Annotated in this window: 19 protein-coding genes; 5 read left to right on the forward strand and 14 right to left on the reverse strand. The window is 71.1% G+C overall.

Features of this window, described 5'->3' with window-relative positions; all coding sequences use genetic code 11:
• The first annotated feature begins 220 nt into the window (after positions 1-220).
• Positions 221-2,890, forward strand: a complete 2,670-nt coding sequence (locus ACFWM2_RS02020) for an ATP-binding protein (RefSeq protein ID WP_383271987.1) — start codon at positions 221-223, stop codon at positions 2,888-2,890.
• 65 nt (positions 2,891-2,955) lie between these two features.
• On the opposite strand, the gene pcaD is transcribed toward ACFWM2_RS02020, so the two are convergent.
• The 7 genes from pcaD to ACFWM2_RS02055 are packed head-to-tail and all read right to left on the reverse strand — an operon-like array spanning position 2,956 to position 9,556.
• Positions 2,956-4,095 carry a 3-oxoadipate enol-lactonase gene (pcaD, locus tag ACFWM2_RS02025; protein WP_383271989.1) on the reverse strand — a complete coding sequence of 380 codons (1,140 nt, stop codon included), beginning with the start codon at positions 4,093-4,095 and terminating at the stop codon, positions 2,956-2,958.
• The gene (locus tag ACFWM2_RS02030) at positions 4,092-5,567 is read right to left on the reverse strand and encodes an adenylosuccinate lyase family protein (RefSeq protein WP_383271991.1); all 1,476 of its coding nucleotides are present in this window, start codon (positions 5,565-5,567) and stop codon (positions 4,092-4,094) included. The genes pcaD and ACFWM2_RS02030 overlap by 4 nt, the downstream gene beginning before the upstream one ends.
• Positions 5,564-6,127 (reverse strand): protocatechuate 3,4-dioxygenase subunit alpha, encoded by a 564-nt coding sequence (pcaG, locus tag ACFWM2_RS02035; protein ID WP_383271993.1) that lies wholly within the window; start codon positions 6,125-6,127, stop codon positions 5,564-5,566. Before pcaG ends, ACFWM2_RS02030 begins: the two co-directional genes overlap by 4 nt.
• Before the next feature lie 6 nt (positions 6,128-6,133).
• Complete coding sequence (gene pcaH / locus ACFWM2_RS02040; RefSeq protein WP_383271995.1) at positions 6,134-6,904, reverse strand: protocatechuate 3,4-dioxygenase subunit beta; 771 nt, start codon at positions 6,902-6,904, stop codon at positions 6,134-6,136.
• Positions 6,905-6,915: 11 nt separating this feature from the next.
• Positions 6,916-8,118 carry a thiolase family protein gene (locus ACFWM2_RS02045; protein WP_383271996.1) on the reverse strand — a complete coding sequence of 401 codons (1,203 nt, stop codon included), beginning with the start codon at positions 8,116-8,118 and terminating at the stop codon, positions 6,916-6,918.
• Entirely contained in the window at positions 8,115-8,774 is a 660-nt protein-coding gene (locus tag ACFWM2_RS02050) for a CoA transferase subunit B (RefSeq protein ID WP_383271998.1), read from the reverse strand. Before ACFWM2_RS02050 ends, ACFWM2_RS02045 begins: the two co-directional genes overlap by 4 nt.
• On the reverse strand, positions 8,774-9,556 hold the full coding sequence (locus tag ACFWM2_RS02055) for a CoA transferase subunit A (protein WP_383272000.1): 783 nt from the start codon (positions 9,554-9,556) through the stop codon (positions 8,774-8,776). The genes ACFWM2_RS02050 and ACFWM2_RS02055 overlap by 1 nt, the downstream gene beginning before the upstream one ends.
• A 244-nt stretch (positions 9,557-9,800) precedes the next feature.
• Here ACFWM2_RS02055 and ACFWM2_RS02060 point away from each other — a divergent pair, with 244 nt between their 5' ends.
• Positions 9,801-10,268, forward strand: coding sequence for a MarR family winged helix-turn-helix transcriptional regulator (locus ACFWM2_RS02060; RefSeq protein ID WP_383272002.1), 468 nt, complete (start codon positions 9,801-9,803; stop codon positions 10,266-10,268).
• Between the two features lie 50 nt (positions 10,269-10,318).
• Here the strand turns inward: ACFWM2_RS02060 and ACFWM2_RS02065 are convergent, their stop codons facing one another.
• The 5 genes from ACFWM2_RS02065 to ACFWM2_RS02085 form a co-directional block, all read right to left on the reverse strand.
• The gene (locus ACFWM2_RS02065; RefSeq protein WP_383272004.1) at positions 10,319-10,747 is read right to left on the reverse strand and encodes a hypothetical protein; all 429 of its coding nucleotides are present in this window, start codon (positions 10,745-10,747) and stop codon (positions 10,319-10,321) included.
• On the reverse strand, positions 10,747-12,009 hold the full coding sequence (locus ACFWM2_RS02070) for an amidase domain-containing protein (RefSeq protein WP_383272008.1): 1,263 nt from the start codon (positions 12,007-12,009) through the stop codon (positions 10,747-10,749). Before ACFWM2_RS02070 ends, ACFWM2_RS02065 begins: the two co-directional genes overlap by 1 nt.
• A gap of 2 nt (positions 12,010-12,011) precedes the next feature.
• Positions 12,012-12,437 (reverse strand): hypothetical protein, encoded by a 426-nt coding sequence (locus tag ACFWM2_RS02075; RefSeq protein WP_383272010.1) that lies wholly within the window; start codon positions 12,435-12,437, stop codon positions 12,012-12,014.
• A gap of 314 nt (positions 12,438-12,751) precedes the next feature.
• Positions 12,752-13,747 carry a DUF3048 domain-containing protein gene (locus ACFWM2_RS02080; protein ID WP_383272012.1) on the reverse strand — a complete coding sequence of 332 codons (996 nt, stop codon included), beginning with the start codon at positions 13,745-13,747 and terminating at the stop codon, positions 12,752-12,754.
• A gap of 324 nt (positions 13,748-14,071) precedes the next feature.
• Positions 14,072-15,142, reverse strand: coding sequence for an ATP-dependent DNA ligase (locus tag ACFWM2_RS02085; RefSeq protein WP_383272014.1), 1,071 nt, complete (start codon positions 15,140-15,142; stop codon positions 14,072-14,074).
• A 123-nt stretch (positions 15,143-15,265) separates the two neighbouring features.
• On the opposite strand from ACFWM2_RS02085, the gene ligD reads away from it, so the two are divergent.
• On the forward strand, positions 15,266-16,285 hold the full coding sequence (gene ligD / locus ACFWM2_RS02090) for a non-homologous end-joining DNA ligase (protein WP_383272016.1): 1,020 nt from the start codon (positions 15,266-15,268) through the stop codon (positions 16,283-16,285).
• Between the two features lie 101 nt (positions 16,286-16,386).
• Here ligD and ACFWM2_RS02095 read toward each other — a convergent pair whose 3' ends face one another.
• Entirely contained in the window at positions 16,387-18,606 is a 2,220-nt protein-coding gene (locus tag ACFWM2_RS02095) for an OmpL47-type beta-barrel domain-containing protein (RefSeq protein ID WP_383272018.1), read from the reverse strand.
• Positions 18,603-21,122: a ThuA domain-containing protein gene (locus ACFWM2_RS02100; protein ID WP_383272020.1), complete on the reverse strand. Its 2,520-nt coding sequence runs from the start codon at positions 21,120-21,122 to the stop codon at positions 18,603-18,605. The genes ACFWM2_RS02095 and ACFWM2_RS02100 overlap by 4 nt, the downstream gene beginning before the upstream one ends.
• 186 nt (positions 21,123-21,308) lie before the next feature.
• On the opposite strand from ACFWM2_RS02100, the gene ACFWM2_RS02105 reads away from it, so the two are divergent.
• Together ACFWM2_RS02105 and ACFWM2_RS02110 are read left to right on the forward strand one after the other, a co-directional pair.
• Positions 21,309-22,391, forward strand: coding sequence for a multicopper oxidase domain-containing protein (locus ACFWM2_RS02105; RefSeq protein WP_383272022.1), 1,083 nt, complete (start codon positions 21,309-21,311; stop codon positions 22,389-22,391).
• Positions 22,392-22,419: 28 nt separating this feature from the next.
• The gene (locus ACFWM2_RS02110; RefSeq protein ID WP_383272024.1) at positions 22,420-23,475 is read left to right on the forward strand and encodes a LacI family DNA-binding transcriptional regulator; all 1,056 of its coding nucleotides are present in this window, start codon (positions 22,420-22,422) and stop codon (positions 23,473-23,475) included.
• The last annotated feature ends 195 nt before the right edge of the window (positions 23,476-23,670 follow it).

The raw sequence follows: 23,670 nt of genomic DNA on the forward strand, positions 1-23,670 counted from the left end.
CGGGCAGGTCCCGCTGATGTTGGAAAATTAGCTTCATTTCAGGGGCGGTTGACTGTCAATAACTTTCACGGCGGCTGGTCGGAGCCCCGGCGCGTCGCCCTGGGACACCCGCCGTCACCCGTGACGGCAACAGGTGCCCGGACCGGCCTCCACCGCGGCTTGCGGAGGGCTAGGCTCGATATCTGTACGTCGTTCGGGCGACGCCTGGGGAGGTAGCGGGATGACGGACGCACGGCCCGGAGTGGTCGCCTCGGCTTCCCTGTGGGAACGCGCCGAGGAAGTCGCCACGGTCGAGGCGGCGATCACCGCCCTGCGCGCGGACTCGGCGGACTCGGGAAGTCTGCTGATGTTCACCGGTGAGGCGGGTCTCGGCAAGACCGCACTCCTCGCCGAGGCGCGCCGGATCGCGGAGGACAGCGGCTGCACGGTGTGGTCGGCACGCGGCGGCGAGACCGTCACGTCCGTTCCCTTCAACGTCGTACGCCAGTTGCTGCAACCCGCTCTGGTCTCGCTGCTGCCGGAGGAGGCCCGCGAGTATCTGGGCGACTGGTACGACATCGCCGGGCCCGCCCTCGGAGTGACCGAGCCCGGCGACCGGCAGCCCGACCCGCAGGGCGTGTGCGACGGACTGGTCGCCGCGGTGCGCCGGCTGGCCAAACGCGAGTGGCCGCTCGTGCTGCTCATCGACGACGCGCACTGGGCCGACCAGGAGACCCTGCGCTGGCTGGCCGCGTTCGCCGAGCGGCTCGACGACCTGTCCGTCCTGGTCGTGGTCGCGCGCCGCCCCGGCGAGGCCGGCGGGGAGAGCGCCGGCCACCTCGACACGGTCGCCGCCGCGGGCCGCACGATCACGAAGCTGAGCGCGCTGACGCCCGACGCCACGGCCGGGCTCACCCGCGCCACGCTCGGCGAGCACGCCGACGCGCCGTTCTGCCGCGAGGTATGGGCGGTCACCGGCGGCAATCCGTACGAGACGGTGGAACTCCTCGCGAAGGTGCAGGACAGCGGGCTGGACCCGGTCGAGGGATCCGCCTCGGAACTGCGCGCCCTGAACCGCTCGGCCCGCGGCCGCGGCCTCGTCGCGCGCCTCGAAGGACTCGGCATCGACGCCACCCGCTTCGCGTGGGCGGCCGCGATCCTCGGCACCCAGATCTCCCTCGACCTCGCCGCCCAGCTCGCCGGAATGCCCCGCGACGAGGGGCTGCGCTGCGCCGAACTGCTGGGCGCCGCCCGTATTCTCACCACCGGTGCGCCTGCGAACGACCAAGTGGTCGAGGGCGACCTGGAGTTCGTGCACCCGCTGATCGCCAGCGCCGTCTACCGCTCGATCCCGGACGCCCTGCGCACCGCGATGCACGGCCAGGCGGCCTGGGCGGTCACCGAGTCGGGCCGAGGGCCCGCGGCGGCCTCCCGGCACCTCCTCGAAGTGCACCCGGACGACGATCCGGAGCTGGTCGAGCAGATGCGCGACGCGGCCCGCGAACACCTCGCCGTCGGCGCCCCCGACGCGGCCCGCCGCTGTCTCGAGCGTGCCCTGCGCGAACCGCCCCTGCCGGACGCCCACGCGCGCGTGCTGTACGAACTGGGCTGCGCCACCCTGTTGACCGCGCCCGCCAAGACCATCGCGCACCTGCGCGCCGCGCTCGACATGCGGGGCCTCGAAGGAGAGCTGCGCGTCGACGCCGTCTACCGCCTCTCGCAGGCACTCCTCCACAACGACCAGCTGGAGGAGGCCGTCCGCACGGTCGACGCGGAGGCGGCCCGCCTCGAACCGGGACCGGCCCGGATGCGCCTGCAGGCCGTGCACTACATGTGGGAGGGCATCCACGCCGGCGAGGACGGGTCCCCGGGACGCTCCCGCGGCCTCGCCGAACTCGCCGGGACGTGCACCGGCCGGGACAACTCCGAGCGCGCGCTGCTCATCCTGCGCGGCTTCGACGCGATGACCCGGGGCGAGAACGCCGAGGAGGTCGTGGAACTCTGCGACCGGGCCCTGGTCAACGGCCGCCTCGCACCCGGACTCGGCTGGACCGACACCGAGTGGGGCATCGAGCTCCTGATGATGCTGAGCAGTTCGTACGCCTACGCGGACCGGCTCGACCGGGCGGAGAGCCTGTTCAGCGAGGCCCTGCGCGCCTACGAGTCGGCCGGCTGGAGCGGCGGCCACCTCGCCCTGGCCCACGCCTATCTCGGTCTCGCGCACCGCAGGCGGGGCCGCCTCGTCGAGGCGGAGGCGTCCCAGCGCGAATCGCTCCGCCTGGCCGAACGCGTGGGCCGCGGACTGCCCCTGTACTGGTCCTCGACCTGCGGCCTCATCGACACGCTCCTCGCCCGCGGCCATGTCGGCCAGGCCGCGGAGCTCGCCGAGCGGTTCGGCTTCGCGCCGCCGTACCCGTCCACGATCGTGCTGCCGGACACCCGTTCCGTCCGCGGCCGGCTGCTGCTCGCCCTCGGCCGCACCAAGGAAGGCGTCAACGAACTGGAGGCGGCCGAGAAGGCGGCCACCGCGCGGGGGCACCACAACACGGTGCTGGCACCCTGGGCGGTCGACCTGGCCAAGGCGCTGGCCGTCGACGACCCGGTGCGCGCGGCGGCGGTGGCCGCCGACGCCCGCCGCCAGGCCGAGCGCTTCGGCACGGACACCGCCATCGGCGAGGCGCTGCGCTGCGCGGCGGCCCTGGAGTCGGGCCAGCGGGCGGTACGGCTGGCCGCCCAGGCGGTCACCTATCTGGAGGCCTCGCCCTGCCAGTACGAACACGCGGCGGCCCGCGTCGAGTACGGCCTCCTCTCCCGCTCGGCCATGGAGCTCAACAAGGGCCTGACACTGGCCCGTTCATGCGGAGCGGACGGTCTGGCGGCGCAGGCGGAGGAAGCGCTGAAGGGGTTCTAGTTCCGGACGCGACGTCTTGGGTCATTCTCGGGAGCCGGCGCGCCACCCTCAGGGGCCCGGGGCCGTCAGCCCCGGTCCGTGTCCTCCTCCGCCAGCACTCGCTGGGCCACCGCGAACGCCGAATTGGCCGCCGGGACGCCGCAGTACACGGCGGTCTGGAGCAGCACCGCGCCGATCTCCTCCGGGGTGAGTCCGTTGCGCCGCGCCGCCCGCACGTGCATCGCCAGTTCGTCGTAGTGGCCGTGCGCGACCAGCGCCGTCAGCGTGATCAGACTGCGCTCGCGGCGCGAGAGCGTGGGGTCCGTCCAGATCTCGCCCCAGGCGTAGCGCGAGATGAAGTCCTGGAAGCGGGCGGTGAAAGGCGTCTGCCGGGCCTGGGCGCGGTCCACATGGACATCGCCGAGCACCTGACGGCGTACCTCCATACCGCGCCGCGCATAGCCGTCCAGGTGCCCGCGCAGCGCGGCGAGCACGGCCTCCGGGCGCTCGGCGGGGGCCAGATGCGAGGCACCCGCGATCTCGGTGAGCGAGGCGCCGGGCACCGCGTCCGCGATCTCGCGCAGATGCGCGGGCGGTGTCGCCGGATCCTCACGGCCCGCGATCAGCAGGGTCGGCGCCCCGATCGCCGGCAGCCGGTCCCGGAGGTCGAACGCGGCGAGCGCGTCACAGCAGGCGGCGTACGCGTCCGGGTCGGCCTCGCGGTGGTCAGCCACCAGCCGCGGCACCGTGAAGCCGGGCGTGAACCAGCGGGTGTCCGCGGTCGCCGCGACCGGCGCCAGACCCTCCCGGCGGACCAGCTCGGCGCGCTCCTCCCACGGCTTGGAGCCGTTGAAGTGCGCGGACGAGCAGATGACGGCAAGGGACGCGACCCGCTCCGGGTGGTACACGGCCAGGTGCAGACCGACCGCGCCGCCCAGTGAGACGCCCGCGTACGCGAAGCGGTCGATGCCCAGCGCGTCGGCGAGCGCCAGGACCAGCCCAGCGAGGTCGCCGACCGTCGCGCCCGGGCCGATCAGGTCCGCGGGCGAGTCGCCGTGCCCCGGCAGGTCCCAGCGGATCACCCGATGGGTGACGGACAGCTCGGGGGCGACCTTGTCCCACAGCGCGGTGGACGTGCCGAGCGAGGGGCCGAGGAGCAGCGGGGGAGCCGTGACCGGCCCCTCGGCTCGGTGGTGCAGCAGCTTGCCGGACGGCTCGGTGGTCAAGGTCGCTCCAGGGCACGGTCGGTGAGGGCTCCGGCGGAGCCGAGATAGCGGGTGGGGTCGGTGAGGTCCGCGAGGTCGAGGTCCTTGAGCTCAGGCTCCTCGCGGAGCAGCTCAAGGAGGGGGCGGTCCTCGGCGACGGCGCGCCGGGCGGTCCGCGTCAGCAGTTCCCTGGCGCGCGGCCGGCCCAGCAGGGGCGCGAGTTCGGCGGCCAGCCGTTCGGAGACGATCAGTCCATGGGTGAGGCCGAGGTGGTCGCGCATGGCGTCGGTGTTCACCTGGAGGCCTTCGGTCAGCTCCACCGCGTCGTGCGCCGCGCCGCCGACCAGCCGCAGCAGTTCGCGCAACGGCTCCCACTCGGCGTGCCAGGCGCCGGCGGGCCGCTCGTCCTCGGCGGGCATCGACGCGTAGAGCGTGGCGGCGAGCTGCGGCGCCCGCCGGGCCGCGGCCGCCACCAGGGTCGCCCGTACGGGGTTCGCCTTGTGCGGCATCGCGGACGAGCCGCCGCCGGAGCCCTCCGCGACTTCGGCGATCTCGGTACGCGCGAGGGTGAGCACGTCGACCGCGGTCTTGCCGAGCGCACCGGCCGTGAAAGCCAGCGCTCCGGCCAGGTCCGCGACGGGGGTGCGGAGGGTGTGCCAGGGCAACGCCGGTTCGGCCAGGCCGAGTTCACGGGCGTACGCCGCGACCAGGCGCCGAGTGTCGACCGGTACGGGTGTGCCTGGCCCGCCACCGGAGGGCTTGCCCGCAGCGCCGGTCGGCTTGCCCGCAGCGTCGGAGGGCCTGACCGGATCGCCCGCCGGCGGACGCCCGTCCCGGGCTCGGGCGGCGTCCCCGGCCTCCGCTCCGAACACCGCGGAGGCGGCCAACGTGCCCGCCGCACCGCCGAGTTGGACGGGCAGCGAGGCGCGTACGGCGGAGAGCCGGTCGCGGGCGTCGAGGACCAGCGAGCGCCACCCCGCCGTCTTCAGACCGAAGGTCGTCGGCACCGCGTGCTGTGTGAGCGTCCGCCCGGGCATGGCGGTGTCCCGGTACCGGGCGGCGAGCCGGCCCAGGGCCCGCTGCGTACGCTCCAGGTCGGCCAGGACGAGGTCCAGTGTGCGGGCGGCCACCAGCATCGCCGCGGTGTCCATGATGTCCTGGCTGGTCGCACCCCGGTGGACGTAGGGGCCGTGCTCCGGTCCTGCCGCCGCCGTCAGATCGGCGACGAGCGGGATCACCGGATTGCCGCCGCTCCGGGCCCGCAGCGCGATCGCCCGCACGTCGAAACGTCCCACGTCGGCAGCGTCCGACACCGCCGAGGCCGCCTCCGCCGGGGCCAGCCCCAGCGCCGCCTGCGCCCGGGTCAGCGCGGCCTCCGCGTCCAGCAGGGCCCGCAGATAGGCGGTGTCAGCGGTCGCGGACGCCGCCGGGGAACCCGCCCATCCGGGGGCGAGCAGGCCGGCGTCGGAGTCGCCGGGGTCGTCAGCTGTCACTGGAACTCCAGGAAGACCGTTTCGCCTTCGCCCTGAAGGCGGATGTCGAAACGGTACGTCCGGTTCGCGCCCTCGCCCGCGATCAGCGTGGCGCGTCGGTCGGCCGGGAGCGAGTCGAGCAGCGGGTCCACCCCGTCCGTGAGGTAGGCGCGGGTGAACAGGTGGTGCAGCAGCCCGCGCGCGAACACGCACACACTGATGTACGGCAGCCCGGCGTTGCCCGGCGGCAGCGTGTGCAGGGAGTAGTGGCCGTCGGCGTCCGTGGCGACCCGGCCGAAGCCGGTGAAGTCGGTGCCGTTGCGGCCGAGGTGGCCGCCGGTCACCGGGTCACGGCGCAGGGACCCGGGCACGCCCTCCAGCGATCCGTCCGGGGCCGCCTGCCAGAACTCCAGCAGGGCGTCCGGGACGGGCCCGCCCGCGCCGTCGAGCACGTACCCGTGCAGCGTGATCGTGTCGGGGTGCCCCTTCGGGGCCACCTGCTCGCCCTCCGGAAAGGGCAGGGCGTAGCCGTAGAACGGGCCGACGGTGTGGGAGGGGGTGGGGAGAAGCTTCTCGCTCATGGCGGTTCAGCGACCTTCCTCGATCCAGGTGGCGGAGGGACCGTCGAGGACGATGTCCCATTCGTAGCCGAGCGAGAACTCGGGCCGGGAGAGATCGTGCCGGTACGCCGCGACCAGCCGGTCCCGGGCCGGCTCGTCGGTCACCGAGCGCAGGATCGGGTCGTAGCGGAACAGCGGGTCGTTCGGGAAGTACATCTGCGTCACGAGGCGTTGGGTGAACGCCGTGCCGAACAGCGAGAAGTGGATGTGCGCGGGCCGCCACGCGTTGGTGTGATTGCGCCAGGGGTACGCGCCCGGCTTGACCGTGGTGAAGCGGTACCGCCCCTGATCGTCCGTCAGGGTCCGTCCCACCCCGGTGAAGTTGGGGTCGAGCGGGGCCGGGTGCTGGTCGCGCAGATGCGCGTACCGGCCGGAGGCGTTGGCCTGCCAGATCTCGACGAGCTGACCGCGTACCGGACGGCCGTCGCTGTCGAGCAGTCGCCCGGAGACGGTGATGCGCTCGCCGAGCGGCTCGCCCTGGTGCTGGATCGTGAGGTCGCTGTCGATGTCGGTGATGTCGGTGGGGCCGAAGACGGGCCCGGACAACTCGACCGTCTCCGGGTCCCCGCCACGGACGGCCACCAGGGGCTGCTTGGGGTGGCGCAGCACCGAGCTGCGGTACGGCGCGTAGTCCCGCGGCGGGTGGTTGCGTACCGGCGCTCCGCCGGCCACCGCCTTGTCGTACGCGCTCTGGAGGTCGTCGATCTCGGCGTCGATGTCCGCCTGGGTGAGAGCCATGGGGTGCGTTCCTATCGCTCGAGGACGAGGGCGAGGCCCTGGCCCACGCCGATGCAGAGGGTGGCGACGCCGACTCCGCCGCCTTCGCGGGCGAGTTGATGGGCGACGGTGCCGGCGAGGCGGGCGCCGGACGCGCCCAGGGGGTGGCCGAGGGCGATGGCGCCGCCCAGCGGGTTGAGCACGGCCGGGTCGAACTCGGGCCACTCGGCCAGGCAGCCGAGCACCTGCGCGGCGAAGGCCTCGTTGAGTTCGAGAGTCGACAGGTCGTCGAATGTCCTGCCGGCCTTGGCCAGTGCGCGGTTGACGGCCTCGACGGGCGCGAGTCCGAAGTAGTGCGGATCGATAGCGGAGACGCCGGTCGCCGAGACCCGGGCCAGCGGCTCGCGGCCGGTGGCCCTCAGCCCCTCCTCGTCGACGAGGAGCAGCGCGGCGGCGCCGTCGTTCAGCGGGGAGGCGTTGCCGGCCGTCACCGTGCCCTGCTCGGTGCGGAAGGAGGGCTTCAGCCTGGCCATCGCGTCCAGGGAGGCGTCGGCGCGCACGCATTCGTCCGCGTCGAGGACGACGGGGTCGCCCTTGCGGCGCGGGACGGAGACCGGGACGAGCTCGCCGTCGAAGTGCCCGGCCGTCTGCGCGGCGGCCGCCTTCCGGTGGCTGTGCAGCGCGAACTCGTCCTGCTGCTCCCGGGTGATCTTGTGCTTCTCGGCGATGAGTTCGGCGGACTCGCCCAGCGGGACGGTCCACTGGGGGTTCATGCCCGGGTTGACCATGCGCCAGCCGAGGGTGGTGGAGTACAGCTCGGCGTGCGCGGCGGGGAACGGCTGATCGCTCTTGGGCAGGACGAAGGGTGCGCGGGTCATCGACTCGACACCGCCGGCCAGGGCGATGGAGGCGTCGCCGACCGCGATGGCCCGCGCGGCCTGGATGACGGCTTCGAGACCGGACGCGCAGAGCCGGTTCACGCTCACGCCGGGCACGGAGGTGGGCAGGCCCGCCAGGAGCACGGCCATGCGGGCGACGTTGCGGTTGTCCTCGCCGGCGCCGTTCGCGTTGCCGAAGTACACGTCCTCGATCCGCGACGGGTCCAAGTCGGGTGTGCGGGCGAGGAGTTCACAAATGACGTGGGCGGCCAGGTCGTCCGGGCGGACGGCGGCCAGCGATCCGTTGTACCTGCCGAACGGCGTGCGCACCGCATCGACGATGTAGACGTCCTTCACGACGTGCCCTCCTCGGTCGGTCCGTCCGCGACGCGGACCTTGGCGGCGGTCCTCGCGACGATCTCCTCGACGGTGACACCCGGCGCGGTCTCCCTCAGCACCAGTCCGTCCTCCACGATGTCGAGGACACCGAGGTCGGTGATGACACGGTCGACGCAGGCCCTGCCGGTCAGCGGCAGCGCGCACTCCTCCAGGATCTTGGGGGAGCCGTCCTTGGCGGTGTGGGTCATCACGACGATGACCGTGCGGGCGCCGTGCACGAGGTCCATCGCCCCGCCGATCCCGGTGATCATCTTGCCGGGGATGGCCCAGTTGGCGAGGTCGCCGCCCGCGGACACCTGCATCGCGCCGAGCACGGCGACGTCGATGTGGCCGCCGCGGATCATGCCGAAGGACAGCGAGGAGTCGAAGTAGGAGGCGCCGGGCAGGACGGTGACGGTCTCCTTGCCGGCGTTGATGAGATCCGGGTCGACCTGGTCCTCGGTCGGATACGGACCGGTGCCCAGGATGCCGTTCTCGGACTCCAGGATCACCTCGACCCCCGGCGGGAGGTAGTTGGGGATCAGGGTCGGCAGCCCGATGCCGAGATTGACGTACTGGCCGTCCGTCAGCTCGCGAGCCGCCCGGGCAGCCATTTCCTCACGTGTCCAGGCCATCACTCGCCCACCGTTCCGCCGGCCTGGGGTGCCGACACCGTCCGCTTCTCGATCATCTTCGCGTTCGCCTGCCCGGGCGTGAGGGCAAGGACACGCTGCACGAAGATGCCCGGCAGATGCACCGCGTCCGGGTCGATCCCGCCCGGCTCCACGAGCTCCTCCACCTCGGCGATCGTCACCCGGCCGGCCATCGCGGCCAGCGGATTGAAGTTCCGCGACGACTTGCCGAAGACCAGGTTCCCGTGCCGGTCGCCCTTGGCGGCCCGCACCAGCGCGAAGTCGGTACGGATGCCGTGCTCCAGCACGTACTCGGTGCCCTCGAACTCCCGCACCTCCTTGGGCGGCGAGGCCAGCGCGACACCACCGGAGCCGTCGTACCGCCACGGCAGTCCGCCCTCGGCGACCTGCGTGCCGACGCCGGCGGGGGTGTAGAACGCGGGGATACCGGCGCCGCCCGCCCGCAGCCGCTCGGCGAGGGTGCCCTGCGGGATCATCTCCACCTCCAGCTCACCGGCCAGGTACTGCCGGGCGAACTCCTTGTTCCCGCCGATGTACGACCCCGTGACGCGGGCGATCCGCCCCGCCGCCAGCAGCACCGCGAGACCGGACTCCATCGCCCCGCAGTTGTTGGAGACCACGCCCAGCCCCGAGACACCGCGCTCGTACAGAGCCTGGATCAGCACGTTCGGCACACCGCTCAGCCCGAATCCGCCCACCGCGAGAGTCGCGCCGTCCGGTACATCGGCCACCGCCTCCAGGGCCGTGGCGACCACCTTGTCCATCCGTGAAGCCCCATCTCTCCCGAGCGTCCAGCACCTCAATTAGTCAGGGCACTGATTATTTCTTCGAGGTGACAAACACGCTGCCACCCGATCCCTCGCCAGTCAAGACCTCAAGGTATTGCGCGGGTGGGGGTCTCTTACGTCCGCGAGACAGGCGATGTCGCGTCCAGGTATCGTTCAGTGCACCAACGAATACAACCCGTATGCCGCGTAGCTCGCGCGTACCTGGAGCCGAGGAGCGCACATGGCCGCGGTGGACCTCTCCACGCACCCCGGGCACCTGGCCCGGCGGCTGCAGCAGGCGCACTACCTGCTGTGGAACACGATGGTCTCCGAGGAGATCACCTCGCCGCAGTTCGCGGTCCTGAACGCGCTCGTCGCCGAGCCGGGACTCGACCAGCGAACGGTGGGGGAGCGGGTGGGCCTGGACCGGTCCACCATCGCCGAGGTCATCAGCCGCCTCGGCCGGCGCGGCCTGCTCGACAAGGTGCGCGACCCGCAGGACGGCCGCCGCTTCCAGCTGCGCCTCACCGACGAGGGCATGCGGACGCACCGCAAGCTGACCGTGCGCACGGCCCGGATGAACCAGGTCTTCCTGGCCCCGCTTTCGGCCGAGGAGCAGACCCTGTTCTTCGACCTCATCCAGCGCGTCTCGGACGCAGCGGAGGGGCTCCGCAACCCGGCGGAACCCCTCGTGGCGAGCAAGGCCTGATCAGGCTCTGCCCAAGCCCTTCTCTCAGGCCGGGTGCGTGCTGCCACCCTCTACCACGGTGACGGACGGAGCAGGAAAAGCCCGGAGCAGTCCTGCCCCCCGGACGGATCCGAGGAGTACAGCCAGTACAGCGTCGCCAGCTGCGCCAGCAACACCAGCGGGGCGAGGCAGGCGGCAACGAGGGCGAGGCGTCCCTGCCAGACCGCCCCTGTACGCGACCCGCTGCGAAGTGCGCCGCGGCTCAGGGAGAGCTGGAGCAACAGAGCGGCCGCGGTGCACAGCACGCCTGCCCATGAGGTGACGTACATCCGTGTGGACGGGCCGAGGTAGCGGCAGTTCTGGAAGGTGTCGCCGTCGAAGGCCAGGCGCGCGACCAGGAGCCCGACCGAGACGGCCATCAGGACCGGCACGAGCAGGGCCCTTTGACGCCAGGCCGGGGAGAGGATGGCGGGCGCGGAAGCGTGAGTGGGAGTCGTCATCAGTACCAGTCGGGGTTGGGGCGGACGAAGCGCAGGTGCTGCGCTCCTTCGTGCTTCTCGCCGGAGGGGATACGCCCTTCCAGGCTGACGTTCTGGTACGAGTCGGTGTGCTGCGTGTACTTGATCTCACCGTCCGGCATGACCGCGGTGACGATCGCCGCGTGGTGCGTGGTGCCCTGCTCGATCGAGTCGTTGGGGCCGGACTGCTCGTAGTAGATGATGTCGCCCGGTTTGACGTCGGAGGCAGCCACTTCCGCGCCACCGTGGTTCAGCATGAAGTTCTGGTTGTTCTCGGCCGCGGCCCAGCTGTCGGAGTAGGCGAGCCGCTTGTCGACCGCGTCCACGCCGGTCCGGTTGCCGATCATCCAGCTGTCGTCGTCGGTCGTACCCCACCAGAACGAGGTCTTCTCCTGCATGCCCGCTGCGTGCAGCGCGTTGGAGACGAAGTTGGTGCAGTTGTTGCCGAAGTCGGTCGGGTCTTCCTTGTTCCAGTTGTCCAGGGCGTACTGGACCAGTTTCATGCGGTCGTACTTGCCGTTTCCGCGCAGCTCCGTGCGGACGTCCTCGGGAATCCCGTCGAGGCCGGCGATGGCGACCGGCTGGGCCAGCATCATGTCCTTGCGCTGTTCAGCGGTCAGTCCGTCCCACCACTGACGAACCGTCGTCGGGTCCTGGCCGACCGGGATGTCGGCGGCGAGCATCTGTACCTGGACCTGCGAGGCGTGGTTCTGGAGTTCGTTGAGCGCCTTGTCGGGGTCGGTCAGCTCCGTCTGGCCGGCCAGCTTGGCGAACTCGGTGGCGGCCAGTTTGTCGGCTGTCGTCACCTGCGCGACGGCCTGGTTGATGAGGTCCAGGACCTGCGACCGGTAGGGGCCCATCTCCTCGGCCTCCGTGCGGTTGTGCGGTGACGGGCCGGTGATGGTGCCGTCGACCCCGATCTCCAGTCCGTAGTTCCCGGCGAGTTCCCGCGCTTCCCGCAGGGTGCTGTGAGCGGTCTCGATGGCGGTGGTCATGGCGTCGGCGACCATGTTCACGGCGAGCAGGATGTCGTAGGCCACCTCGAACTGGTTGGCCAGCTTCTCGAACTTGCCGGCCGCGGCCACCCCGACCTCGTCGGTCCAGTGCTCGGAGAGGGGTTTGACGCCGAGGTCCCGGAGGTCCTTGGCGGCGGCCAGCGCATAGTCGGCCAGCGAGTGGAATTCGCCCGCGGCCGTCGACCACTTGCTGGGGACGGCGTTCGCTATGCCTGCGTAGGCGACCACGATCAGGCCTTGCCCAGGTCGCGGGCGGCGGCGCGCAGCCGGGCCTCGGCCTCGGCGTCCGCGCTGTCGTATCCGTTGGCGGAGTCCTTCAGCTTGGCGCTGAGATCTCCCATCTCCTTGGCGAGGGAGACCAGGTGGCTTTCCCATTTCTCGGCGCAGACCTTGAGATGGGCCGGGCTCTCCCACCCGTTTCCGAGGTGGTACGCGTAGACCTCGTCGCTGGTGTCGAGGGAGTGCTCCAGCCGCCTCATGGCCTGCCGGAACAGGTCGTCCATGTCACCGGCCGCCGTGTGCACGGGCGGCGTACGGATCGCGATGTCCGGACGGCCCCCGGCCCCGTCCAAGGGGGCCAACCGGTTCACCTGCATGGGCGTCGAGCCCCGAGCAGCCGCCTGCGCCTTGAGCTCTTCCCACTCTTCCCACGCCATGACCTTGTCCCCCCGAATGTTGGTCGTGTACAGACACCCACACCGCGGTCACGTTAACAAGACGCACGTGCCGACGGACGATCGGGAGCACATGGATGCAGAAAGCGCACAAAAGAGCCCGACCTGTTGCATACGCCTGCCGAACTCGACCGGGCCCGCCGCCGCCCCCGGGGACCGCTCGCCGCCGCCCGCCGGGAGGCGGGGGCGGCGAGCGAGCGTCGGCTCGGACACCACCTCCGCCGCCCGGCCGTGACACGGGGGCGGCGATCAGAGCATCGGCTCGGACACCACGCGCAACGCACGCGAAGCGCCGGTCAGGCCTTGGCGAACACCACCCACACCTGGCCCTTCGCGAAGTTCATCGGCTTGCCGTCCGCCGTCGTGAAGTCCGTGCCGTCCGTTGCCGACGGCCGCTTCCAGCCGGCGTCGAAGGCGCGCCCGTCGCGCAGCACCTGGGCCTTTCCGGACCCCACGGTCTCCGTGTACGGCGTGTTGTTGCCCAGCACGTCGTGGAACTTGGAGGTGCGCACCTTCACGTACTGCACGACCACCGTCGCCGGGGCCACCGACGTGCCGTCCGCCGAGACCGTCTGCGTCCCGTCCATCGACACCAGCCAGCGCTGCCGCTCGGCGGACCAGGTGAACGTGAAGCGGGCGGAGGGGAAGCGGACGGTGCGGGTGTTCTCGGCGGTGCCACCTGCGGGCGCCGCACCGAAGCGGAAGCCCGTCGTCAGCGCGGTCGAGCCCGGCGCGGAGCCCATCAGCTTCTGGGGCCGCAGATAGAGATTGTGCGGTGCCGCTCTGTCGTTGCCCCGGTAGTAGGCGCCGGAGTTCTCCTCGGGACGCACCGCGCGCAGTGGTGCCTCGTCGATCAGCGGCAGCAGCTTGTGCTGGGCCCCGGAGAAGGCGAGCGTCGGGTCGTCGAACTGGCGGAGCAGTTCCAGATCGGACTCGCGGGCGCTGCGCACCGGCCCGACGGTCTTCGGCAGCTGGGTCGCGTACACCGCCATCAGCCGGCTCAGGCCGCCCTCGACCTGCTCCGCGTAGATGACGTCGGCTTCGCCCAGACCGGTCTGGGGGCGGGCCGCGCTCACGTTGTCGATCTTCACCGCGAGCACCTGGCCGGCGTTCGCGGTCTCGGTCTGCCCCGGCGTCTGCCCCGGGTGCCGTCCGCGCCCGTCGTCGGCCGAGCCCCCGCCCCCGGTGCAGCCCGTCATCAGGGAGCCCGTCACCGCGGCCGCCAGCAGCGCCGCCGTCATCACGCAGCGCCGCATCCGCGCCTTCTGTCCCATGCCCACCGTGGCCACCATGTCCTGTGTTGTCGATTGTGCGCTTATACGCTCATCGATGGCCATACCCGCTCGCTTCTGATTGCGCGCGCCCACTGAGCTGATTGGCCGAGCGGACCGGGCCGACTTTGTGGGCCGGTCGGCCCAGCGGCTCCCGGGGAACGGGCACGGCGGTCCCCACGGCAGGTGCGCCGGGCCCGCCGCGAGGGCGCGGAAGGGCCCCGATGGATGCCGGCCTGCGAGGCGGATCGGTCCCCGGCGGAAGGTCACGCGGCGAGGCGGAACGGCTCCCCGGCGGATGTCACCCGGTGCGAGAGTGGCGTGCGCCGGGGCCGTGGTCCCGCGTCAGCCCCGCGAACCGAAGATCTCCGCGAGGTCGTAGCGCACCGGCTCCTCCAACTGGCCGTACGTGCAGCTCTCCGGCGTGCGGTCCGGGCGCCAGCGGCGGAAGCGGGCCGTGTGCCGGAAACGCGCCCCGTTCTCCATGTGGTCGTACGCCACCTCCACCACCCGCTCGGGGCGCAGCGGCACCCAGGAGAGGTCCTTCTTCGACGACCACCGGCTCGGCGCCCCGGGCAGCCGGGCCGACTCGTGCGCCGCCTCGTCCGCCCACGCGGCCCAGGGGTGCGTCCGGAAGTCCGTCATGCGCAGCGGCTCCAGCTCCTCCACCAGCTCCGCGCGCCGCTTCATGGTGAAGGCGGCGGACACCCCGACGTGCTGGAGGGCGCCCTGGTCGTCGTACAGGCCGAGGAGCAGGGAGCCGACGATCGGGCCGCTCTTGTGGAGGCGGTAGCCGGCGACCACGACATCCGCGGTGCGCTCGTGCTTGATCTTGAACATCAGGCGCTCGTCCTGGCGGTAGCGCAGGGTCAGCGGCTTGGCGACCACTCCGTCGAGGCCGGCGCCCTCGTACTGCTCGAACCACTGCCGCGCCACCTCGATGTCCGTCGTCGCCGGCGCGAGATGCACCGGCGCGTCGGCCTCGGACAGTGCTCTGGCCAGCAGGTCGCGCCGGTCGACGAGCGGCACGTCGAGGAGCGACTCGTCCGCCAGGGCCAGCAGGTCGAAGGCCACGAAGGAGGCAGGTGTCTTCTCGGCGAGCATCCGCACCCGTGAGTCCGCCGGATGGATGCGCTCGGTCAGCGCGTCGAAGTCGAGCCGCCCGTCCCGGGCGATCACGATCTCGCCGTCCATCACACAGCGCTCCGGCAACCGCCCCCGCAGCGCCTCGACCAGCTCCGGAAAGTACCTGGTCAGCGGCTTTCCGGTGCGGCTGCCGAGCTCGATCTCGGCGCCGTCCCGGAACACGATCGCCCGGAAGCCGTCCCACTTCGCCTCGTAGTGCATGTCCGGCGGGATCTTCGCCACGGACTTGGCGAGCATCGGCTTCACGGGAGGCATCACCGGCAGATCCATGCTCCGATTCTGCGGGCATTCCCCCGGATCCGCCCGGTGCGCGATCCCGCGGATCCGTCCGGGGGCGATCCCACGGATCCGTCCGGTGTGCGGGGGATACGGGGTAGGCCTACCGTGGCTCGCATGGGCGATGCGGTGGAACTCGAGGCGGCCGGGCGGACGGTGCGGCTGTCCAGCCCGGGCAAGATCTTCTTCCCGGAGCGCGGTTTCACCAAGCTGGATCTGGCCCAGTACTACATCGCCGTCGGCGACGGCATCCTGCGGGCGCTGCGCAACCGCCCCACCACGCTGGAGCGCTACCCGGACGGTGTGACCGGGGAGTCGTTCTTCCAGAAGCGGGCGCCCAAGAACATGCCCGACTGGATCCCGACCGCCCACATCGCCTTCCCCAGCGGTCGCACCGCGGACGAGATGTGCCCGACCGAGGTGGCCGCCGTGGTCTGGGCCGCCCAGTTCGGCACCCTCACCTTCCATCCGTGGCCGGTGCGCGGTGACGACGTCGACCACCCCGACGAACTGCGCATCGACCTCGACCCGCAGCCCGGCACCGACTACGGCGACGCGGTGCGGGCCGCCCACGAGCTGCGCGCCGTCCTCCACGAGTACGGCGATCTGCGCGGCTGGCCCAAGACGTCCGGCGGCCGGGGCCTGCACGTCTTCGTGCCGATCGAGCCGCGCTGGACGTTCACGCAGGTGCGCCGGGCCGCCATCGCCGCCGGGCGCGAGCTGGAACGCCGTATGCCCGAGCAGGTGACCACGGCCTGGTGGAAGGAGGAGCGCGGCGCGAAGATCTTCGTCGACTACAACCAGACCGCCCGCGACCGCACCATCGCCTCCGCCTACTCCGTACGCCCTCGCCCCCACGCGCCCGTCTCCGCGCCCCTGCGCTGGGAGGAGGTGGGCGATGCCGTGCCCCAGGACTTCGACCTGGCGACCATGCCCGGGCGCTTCGCGGAACTGGGCGACGTGCACGCGGACATGGACGACCACGCCTTCTCCCTGGAGGCCCTGCTGGAGCTCGCCGCCCGCGACGAACACGACCACGGGCTGGGGGATCTGCCGTATCCGCCCGAATACCCGAAGATGCCGGGCGAGCCGAAACGGGTGCAGCCGAGCCGCGCCAAGCACGAGGACACGCCTTAGGCCTGTCCGGTCGGCCGTCCGATGTGCCCCGCCCAGTGGCGCGCGGCTGCCGCTGGTCTCGGCAGGCCGCACGCCACTGACGGTGGTTCAGGCGGAGCGGCTCACAGCTCCTTGATCCGGATGTCGCGGTACGAGATCACATCCGTCGTGCTGTGCACCTGAAGGCCGACATAGCCGGAGGCGAACCGCCGTCCGTCCGTGCCCGGGTCGTCCGACCGCGGCGGGTAGAAGTCCTGGCCGCCGATGTTGTCGAACTCGTTGATGAGCACACCGTTGCGGTACACCGAGTAGTGCTGGTCGACCACGCGGATCTCGTAGTCGTTCCAGGTGCCCTTCTGGGTGACGCCCGCACCGGCGAGCCCCACCCGGTCGAAGCCGTAGACCGAACCGGTCTTGTACATGTCGCCGTCGGGCCGGTCGAACACCTGCACCTCGTGCCCGTACTCGATGGCGACCCACTCCGGACGCGACTCCTCGGGGCGGTCGTGGACCCACGGGAACCGCACGAACACACCGGAGTTGGCATTGCCCGTGCCCGGAGCGTCGTCACGCCACTGGAGCTTCAGCGAGAAGTCGCCGTACTTGCGCTGCGGGTACCACAGCATGCCGAGGCCGCCCTTGGCCGTGCCGGACGTGATCGATCCGTCGGCGTTCAGTCCGAACGAACCGCCGCCCACCTGCTCCCACTTGGCCAGCGACGCGGCGGAGCCGTCGAAGATGGTGCGGTAGCCGGTGGTCTGGCCCGGCTTGCCGATCCCGGACCGCTGCGCCGCCTTGTTGATCTCGTCGTACTCGCGCTGGTCGACGACGCCTTCCTTGAGGAGCTTGTCGAGGACGGTCGTCACATGCTTGAGGAACAGCGCCTGGGACGTCCACTCCTTCTCGTCCTCGATCAACTCGTTCACCCGGCAACGGCTGTTGGTGACGCGGTTCGGCACACCCGAGTCCACAGTGCCGACGATCACCGTCAACCGTTCGTCGTACTCGGGGCAGTTGGGCGCCGGTACGCCGCCGCCCGGCGCGACCGTGAAACTCACGGTGCGGGACGTGGACGTGTTGCCGGCCTTGTCGCTCGCCCGGTAGGCCACCGAGTGCGCGCCCACACGGTCGACCACCACCGGTGCCGTGTAGGCCAGATAGGGCCCGGCGTCCAGCGAGTACTCGATCGCGGCGACTCCCGAGCCGCCCTCGTCCGTCGCGCTCACGGTCACCTTGGCGCTCTTCACATACGCGCCGTCGGAGTTCCTCGTGCCGTCGACGGTCGCGCCCGTCACCGGGGCTGTCGTGTCGGAGGCGGGCGGCGCGGCCACGGTGAACTCGACGCTCTTCTCGGCCGCCGTGTTGCCCGCCTTGTCGGTCGCGCGGTATCTCACCTTGTGCGCACCGAGAGCGTGCACCATCACGGGCGCGGTGTACGGCTGCCAGGCCCCCGAATCGACCGCGTACTCGATCGTGTTGACTCCGGAACCCGTGTCGGAGGCGGAGACGGTGACGGTCGCCATGTCGACGTACGTCCCGTCGGGGTTCCGCTCCCCGCTGACCGTCGCCGAGGTCTCCGGCGGCGTCGTGTCGTCCGTCGGCGGCGCCACCACGGTGAACTCGACGCTCTTCTCGGCCGCCGTGTTGCCCGCCTTGTCGACCGCGCGATAGCGGATCAGGTGGGAGCCGACCTGGTCGACCACGACGGGCGTGGTGTACGGCTGCCAGGCGCCCGTGTCGCCGATCGCGTACTCGACCCGGTCGACGCCGGAACCCGCGTCGGTAGCCGACACGGTCACGGTCGCCGAACCGACGTACGCGCCCTGCGAGTTCTGCGTCCCGCTCACCGCCGCGGCCGTCTCGGGAGCGGTCGTGTCCTGACCGCCGCCCTCCGTCACCACGAGGATGCCCTGCATCTGCTCGTGGCCCGGCATCGTGCAGAAGTAGCGGTAGCGGCCGGGCGTCAGCGTGACCTCGGCGGTGTGCCGGCCGCCCTGGTCGTCGAAGGGATTGGCCAGGATGTTGAGCTGGACGTCGTTGTTGTACTCCGGGTCGGAGACGTCGAAGGTCAACGTGTGCGGCATGCCTGTGGTGTTGCCGGTCGCCGCGCTGTTCTCGAAGACGATCGTCGTCGGGCCCGCGACCGCGGTCTGCGGTACGGACGCGTACTTGGTGGTGTTGTCGTTGCCCGTCCAGGTCAGCACCTGGGCGGCGGCCGCGGGTGCGGGTGCGTTGTCCGTTCGCCCGAACGCGGACGTCGACGTCAGTCCGAGCACCATCAGCAGGGACGCCAGCAGGGCCGTCCAGAGCTGCGCGGCTCTTCGCCTTCGTATGCCCATCATTCCGCCTTCCGGGCCAGCTGATCGGCGGCCGGGGTCGGTCCGCCGCCCGTGTAAGTGACCTTCCACAGCGCCGACTTGGCGTCCGAGGTGAAGAAGCCGCGTCCGTAGTCGAGGACGTACAGCGCGCCGTCCGGACCGAACTTCCAGTCCATGAGGTTCTTGACGCCGTCGTTGCCGATCGGCACGATCTTCTTCAGGGACTCCGAGTGGACCGGGAGTCCGCCGTCACCGGCCGTCTTCGGGTCGGTGAGCACGGCGTTGCGCGGCTGGTCGGAGTCGTAGAAGTCGCCGACGAACCACTTGCCGTCCCAGTAGGCGGGCCACTTCGTCTCACTCGTGACCGACGCGTCGTAGCGGTAGACCGGCCCGTCCATCGCCGCCTGGCCGCCGCCCTTGAGCCACGGCAGCAGATAGGTGGCCTCCTCCTGCTTGTACGAGGGGATCCCGGCCGCGTCGCGCGGGTAGTCCGGGGCACCGCCCTGGGGCGAGTACCAGATGTTGTTCCCGCTGACCGGCGGCAGGTTGACCAGGCCGTCGTTGTTCGGCGACTCGTTCTTGGGGTGGTCGCAGTCGTACCAGCCGAGCGGCTTCGTCGGGTCCGGCAGATTGCGGTCCCGGTAGGGCTGCTTGTTGCCCATGCAGTACGGCCAACCGCGGTTGCTCGCCTTGGTGATGACCGCGAAGGTGTCGTACTTGGCGGGGCCCCAGGTGGTCGACGGCGCCGACGCGTCCGGGCCGACCCACCCCGCGTAGAGGGTGTCGGTGGCCTTGTCGACGGAGATGCGGGCGGGGTTGCGGACACCCATCACATAGATCTCGCCGCGGGTCTTGCCACCGCCCTCGGCGGTCTCCTTGCCCGTGAACAGATTGCCTTCAGGCAGGGTGTACGTGCCGTCCGGCTCCGGGTGGATGCGCAGGATCTTGCCGTTGAGGTTGTTGGTGTTGCCCGCGGTGCGGCGCGCGTCGGCGAACGAGACGCCCTTGTAGTTGGGCTGCGGGTTGTTGCCCGAGTAACCGTCGCTGAACTGGCTGGAGTTGTTGTCGCCGGTCGCGATGTAGAGGTTGCCCCTGGAGTCCCAGGCCAGTCCGCCGCCCGCGTGGCAGCAACTGTGGATCTGCACCGGCCACTTGAGCAGCACCTTTTCGCTGTCCATGGCCAGCTTGCCGGTGGTTGCATCGAACGTGAAGCGGGAGACCCGGCGTTGCGCCATCCGTGTGTCGCGGTTGATCTCGGAGTGCGGGGTGTAGTGCAGATAGACCCAGCCGTTCCGCTCGAACTGCGGATCCAGCTCGATGCCGAGCAGCCCCTCCTCGACCTTGGTCAGCTCGTCGCCGCCGCCCTTGTTGCCGAACACGGTGAGCGCGCCCGCCAGGGTGACCTTCTTGGTCCTCGGGTCGTAGACGTGGATCTCGCCCCGGCCCTTGCCGATGTCGGGGTTGTTCCAGTCGGTGATCACGGGCTGGGCGCCGTCGGCGCCACCGCGGCCGATGTAGAAGACCCTTCCGTCGGGTGCGGTCACCAGGCCGTGCGGCTCGCCGATCTGGTCGTTCTGGCCCGGCTGATTGGGCTGCGTCAGGCGCTCTGCCTTGTAGTTGCCGTTGATGGTGGCCTTGCAGTCGGCCTGCGCGAGCCGGGTCGTCCAGAGCAGGGCGCCGCGCAGATGGCCCCGGAAGTCGGTCTCGTCGTACGACGAGACGGTGCCGCCCATGCCGGTGTAGAAGGACCGGCCGCTGTCGTAGTCGCGGCACCAGCTCACCGGGTGGTCCCAGCCGTTCTTGCTCGCGCCCGGCTGGTACGTCGACTCCCGCACCCGCGCCACGGTGTGCACGTCGCCGGACGGGTTCTTCACCCAGTTCGGCCACTGGTCGGAGCGCTTCCACTGGACCGGGAGGTCCTTGGTCGCGGGGTGCCGGCGGTCGCCCACCTCGACTGTCGCCTTCTGCACGCCGGTTGGGCTCGTGCTCGCCGGACGGGCACCGATGAGCCCGGTGAACCAGTCCGAGTACGGTTCGGCGCGGGCCGCGTCATGGATGCCGACGAAACCTCCGCCCGCCTCCATGTACGCCTCCAGTCCGGCCTCCTGCTCCGGGTCGAGGACGTCGCCGCCACCCGTCAGGAAGACCACGGCGTTGTACCCGCTCAGCCTGTCCTCCCGGGTGAACACCGAGGCGTCGCCGGTCGCCTCGACCGTGAACCGCTCCGCCGCCGGCCCCGACAGACCGATCTTCTCGATCGCCTCGATTCCGGCGTTGACGACGGGCGATTCGTCGCCGGCCGCCGCGGAGCCGTAGAAGACCAGCACCTTCACGTCGGCGCCGCCCGGCGGCGAAGTGATGGACATCGTTGTCAGGGCCGGATCCGGGGCCGGGCGGGCGCTCGCGGCGGGCCCGGAGAGCACTCCGGCGGTGACGGCACCGGCGGCCAGGACGGCCGCCCAGGCGCGGTGCTGCCTTCTGCGTCTCCTCGCGCTCAAACCTCTTGAGACTGACGGCTCTTGGTGCGATGTGAACCGCATGTGGTCATCCACCCCTCGTCGGTCACAGCTACAGCGCCAAGGAAGCTAGACCTCTTTTCGCGGCGCGCCAATAGGTATCACCGGAATGGAACGAACTTTGTCCTGAGTGTGGATAAACGGAGGGAGGGCCGCTACCGTCTCACAGGTTCATCTCCGTAAATTCCGTACCAGGGTGGGGAGTTCGGCATGGACCGACGCGGCTTCAATCGGCGGGTGCTGCTGGGCGGAGCGGCGGTCGCGGCGGGAGCGACATCGTTGTCGTCGGCTCAACAGGCGGCGAGCGCCGACGGACCGGTGCGGACGGCCCCGGCCGGCGGCGAGGTACGCCACATCAAGCTGTACGCCGAGAAGCTCGCCGACGGGCAGCTGGGCTACGGCCTGGAGAAGGGCAAGGCGTCGATCCCGGGGCCGCTGATCGAGCTCAACGAGGGCGACACGCTGCACATCGAGTTCGAGAACACGCTGGACGTGGCCGCCAGCCTGCACGTGCACGGCCTGGACTACGAAATCTCCAGCGACGGAACGAAGTTGAACCGGAGCGACGTCGAGCCCGGCGGCACCCGCACCTACACCTGGCGCACCCACGCACCCGGCCGCCGCACGGACGGCACCTGGCGCGCGGGCAGCGCGGGCTACTGGCACTACCACGACCATGTCGTCGGCACCGAGCACGGCACGGGCGGCATCCGGAAGGGCCTCTACGGTCCCGTGATCGTCCGCCGCAAGGGCGACATCCTGCCCGACAAGACCCACACGATCGTCTTCAACGACATGACGATCAACAACAAACCGGCCCATTCGGGGCCCGACTTCGAGGCCACGGTGGGCGACCGGGTCGAGATCGTGATGATCACCCACGGCGAGTACTACCACACGTTCCATATGCACGGGCATCGCTGGGCCGACAACCGGACGGGCCTGCTGACCGGCCCCGACGACCCGAGCCAGGTCATCGACAACAAGATCGTGGGCCCCGCGGACTCCTTCGGGTTCCAGGTCGTCGCCGGCGAGGGCGTGGGGGCCGGAGCATGGATGTACCACTGCCACGTGCAGAGCCATTCCGATATGGGGATGGTGGGCCTGTTCCTGGTGAAGAAGACGGACGGGACGATCCCGGGCTACGAGCCGCACGAGCACCAGGGGCGCTCCGGCGGATCAGGTCGGCTCCGAGGGGAGCCCGCGACCACGGCGGAATCAGCCGGACAGGACCGCGCCGTGCCGGGGCTGGGGAAGCGCTCTCACGGCCTGCGGGCGGCGCGGCTATCCTGATCGGCAACCGCCGATGAGGAGCCCTGACGTGACCGAGCCGACGACAGAGTCGCGCCCCACGCTGGAGGCAGTGGCCGCCCGGGCCGGAGTGTCCCGGGCCACCGCGTCACGCGTCGTCAACGGCGGGGACGGAGTACGAGAGCCCCTGGTCGAGCGGGTCAGACGAGCCGTCGAGGAGCTCGGGTACGTCCCCAACCAGGCGGCGCGCAGCCTGGTCACCCGACGTCATGACGCTGTCGCCGTCGTGATCGCGGAACCGGAGACCCGGGTCTTCGCCGACCCCTTCTTCGCGCTGCAACTCCGAGGCATCAGCAAGGAGTTGACGCTGCACGACACCCAGCTCGTGCTGTTGCTGACCGAAGGGCGCGACGACCACGCCCGCGTCGGGCGCTATCTCGCCGGCGGTCATGTCGACGGCGCGCTCGTCTTCTCGCTGCACCTCGACGACCCGCTGCCCGAGCTGATCCACGGTGCGGGCGTGCCCACCGTGTTCGGCGGGCGGCCCGGCTGGGGCGACGGATCGCGCGGCGCCGGGTCCCCGGTCTATGTGGACGTGGACAACCGGGGCGGGGCGCGTGAAGCCGTACGTCATCTGGTGGAGCTCGGGCGCACGCGGATCGCGCACATCGCCGGCGCCCTCGACCAGACCTCTGCGGTGGACCGGCTCGACGGCTTCCGGGACGTCATGGTCGACGCCGACCCGCGCCTGATCGTGGAGGGCGACTTCACGCCCGGGGGCGGTGAGCGTGCGATGCGCGAGCTCCTGGACCGCTGCCCCGACGTGGACGCGGTGTTCGCCGCCAACGACCTGACGGCCGCGGGCGCCCTGCGGGTCCTGCGCGAGCGGGGGCGGCGGGTGCCCGAGGACGTCGCCGTGATCGGCTTCGACGACATGCTGCCGGTCGCCGAGCAGACCGACCCACCGCTCACCACGGTGCGCCAGGACATAGAGGAAATAGGGCGGTTGATGGCCCGGCTGCTGATCCAGGGCCTCGACCGGCGCAACGGCAAGGGAAGCGGCCTGGGCGGCGCTCCGTCGAGCGTGGTCCTGCCGACGACGCTGGTGCGGCGGGCTTCGGCGTAGCAGCGACGCGGTGCCATGAGGCGGGGGCCCTTGTGACGAGGCGCCGCTGCCACGAGCGGCCGGTCCCCTGTGAGGAGGCCGGCCTGCCCCGGCGTCGACGCGGTGCCACAGGGGAGGAATGCCTCGTGACGTGGCCGCGATGCCACGGCGGAGAGGCCCCTTGTGACAAGCCGCCCCTGCCCCCGTCCCCGCCGC

It is taken from the genome of Streptomyces sp. NPDC058371 (assembly GCF_042723265.1).
Lineage (GTDB): Bacteria > Actinomycetota > Actinomycetes > Streptomycetales > Streptomycetaceae > Streptomyces.

Bases quoted from the DNA above. Each gene is read 5' to 3' on its own strand.
- ACFWM2_RS02020 (WP_383271987.1), top strand. From the start codon at position 221: ATGACGGACGCACGGCCCGGAGTGGTCGCCTCGGCTTCCCTGTGGGAA.
- pcaH (WP_383271995.1), bottom strand. From the start codon at position 6,904: ATGGCTCTCACCCAGGCGGACATCGACGCCGAGATCGACGACCTCCAG.
- pcaG (WP_383271993.1), bottom strand. From the start codon at position 6,127: ATGAGCGAGAAGCTTCTCCCCACCCCCTCCCACACCGTCGGCCCGTTC.
- ACFWM2_RS02075 (WP_383272010.1), bottom strand. From the start codon at position 12,437: ATGGCGTGGGAAGAGTGGGAAGAGCTCAAGGCGCAGGCGGCTGCTCGG.
- ACFWM2_RS02050 (WP_383271998.1), bottom strand. From the start codon at position 8,774: ATGGCCTGGACACGTGAGGAAATGGCTGCCCGGGCGGCTCGCGAGCTG.
- ACFWM2_RS02100 (WP_383272020.1), bottom strand. From the start codon at position 21,122: ATGCGGTTCACATCGCACCAAGAGCCGTCAGTCTCAAGAGGTTTGAGC.
- ACFWM2_RS02085 (WP_383272014.1), bottom strand. From the start codon at position 15,142: ATGGATCTGCCGGTGATGCCTCCCGTGAAGCCGATGCTCGCCAAGTCC.
- ligD (WP_383272016.1), top strand. From the start codon at position 15,266: ATGGGCGATGCGGTGGAACTCGAGGCGGCCGGGCGGACGGTGCGGCTG.
- ACFWM2_RS02105 (WP_383272022.1), top strand. From the start codon at position 21,309: ATGGACCGACGCGGCTTCAATCGGCGGGTGCTGCTGGGCGGAGCGGCG.
- ACFWM2_RS02095 (WP_383272018.1), bottom strand. From the start codon at position 18,606: ATGATGGGCATACGAAGGCGAAGAGCCGCGCAGCTCTGGACGGCCCTG.
- ACFWM2_RS02065 (WP_383272004.1), bottom strand. From the start codon at position 10,747: ATGACGACTCCCACTCACGCTTCCGCGCCCGCCATCCTCTCCCCGGCC.
- ACFWM2_RS02055 (WP_383272000.1), bottom strand. From the start codon at position 9,556: ATGGACAAGGTGGTCGCCACGGCCCTGGAGGCGGTGGCCGATGTACCG.
- ACFWM2_RS02080 (WP_383272012.1), bottom strand. From the start codon at position 13,747: ATGGTGGCCACGGTGGGCATGGGACAGAAGGCGCGGATGCGGCGCTGC.
- ACFWM2_RS02060 (WP_383272002.1), top strand. From the start codon at position 9,801: ATGGCCGCGGTGGACCTCTCCACGCACCCCGGGCACCTGGCCCGGCGG.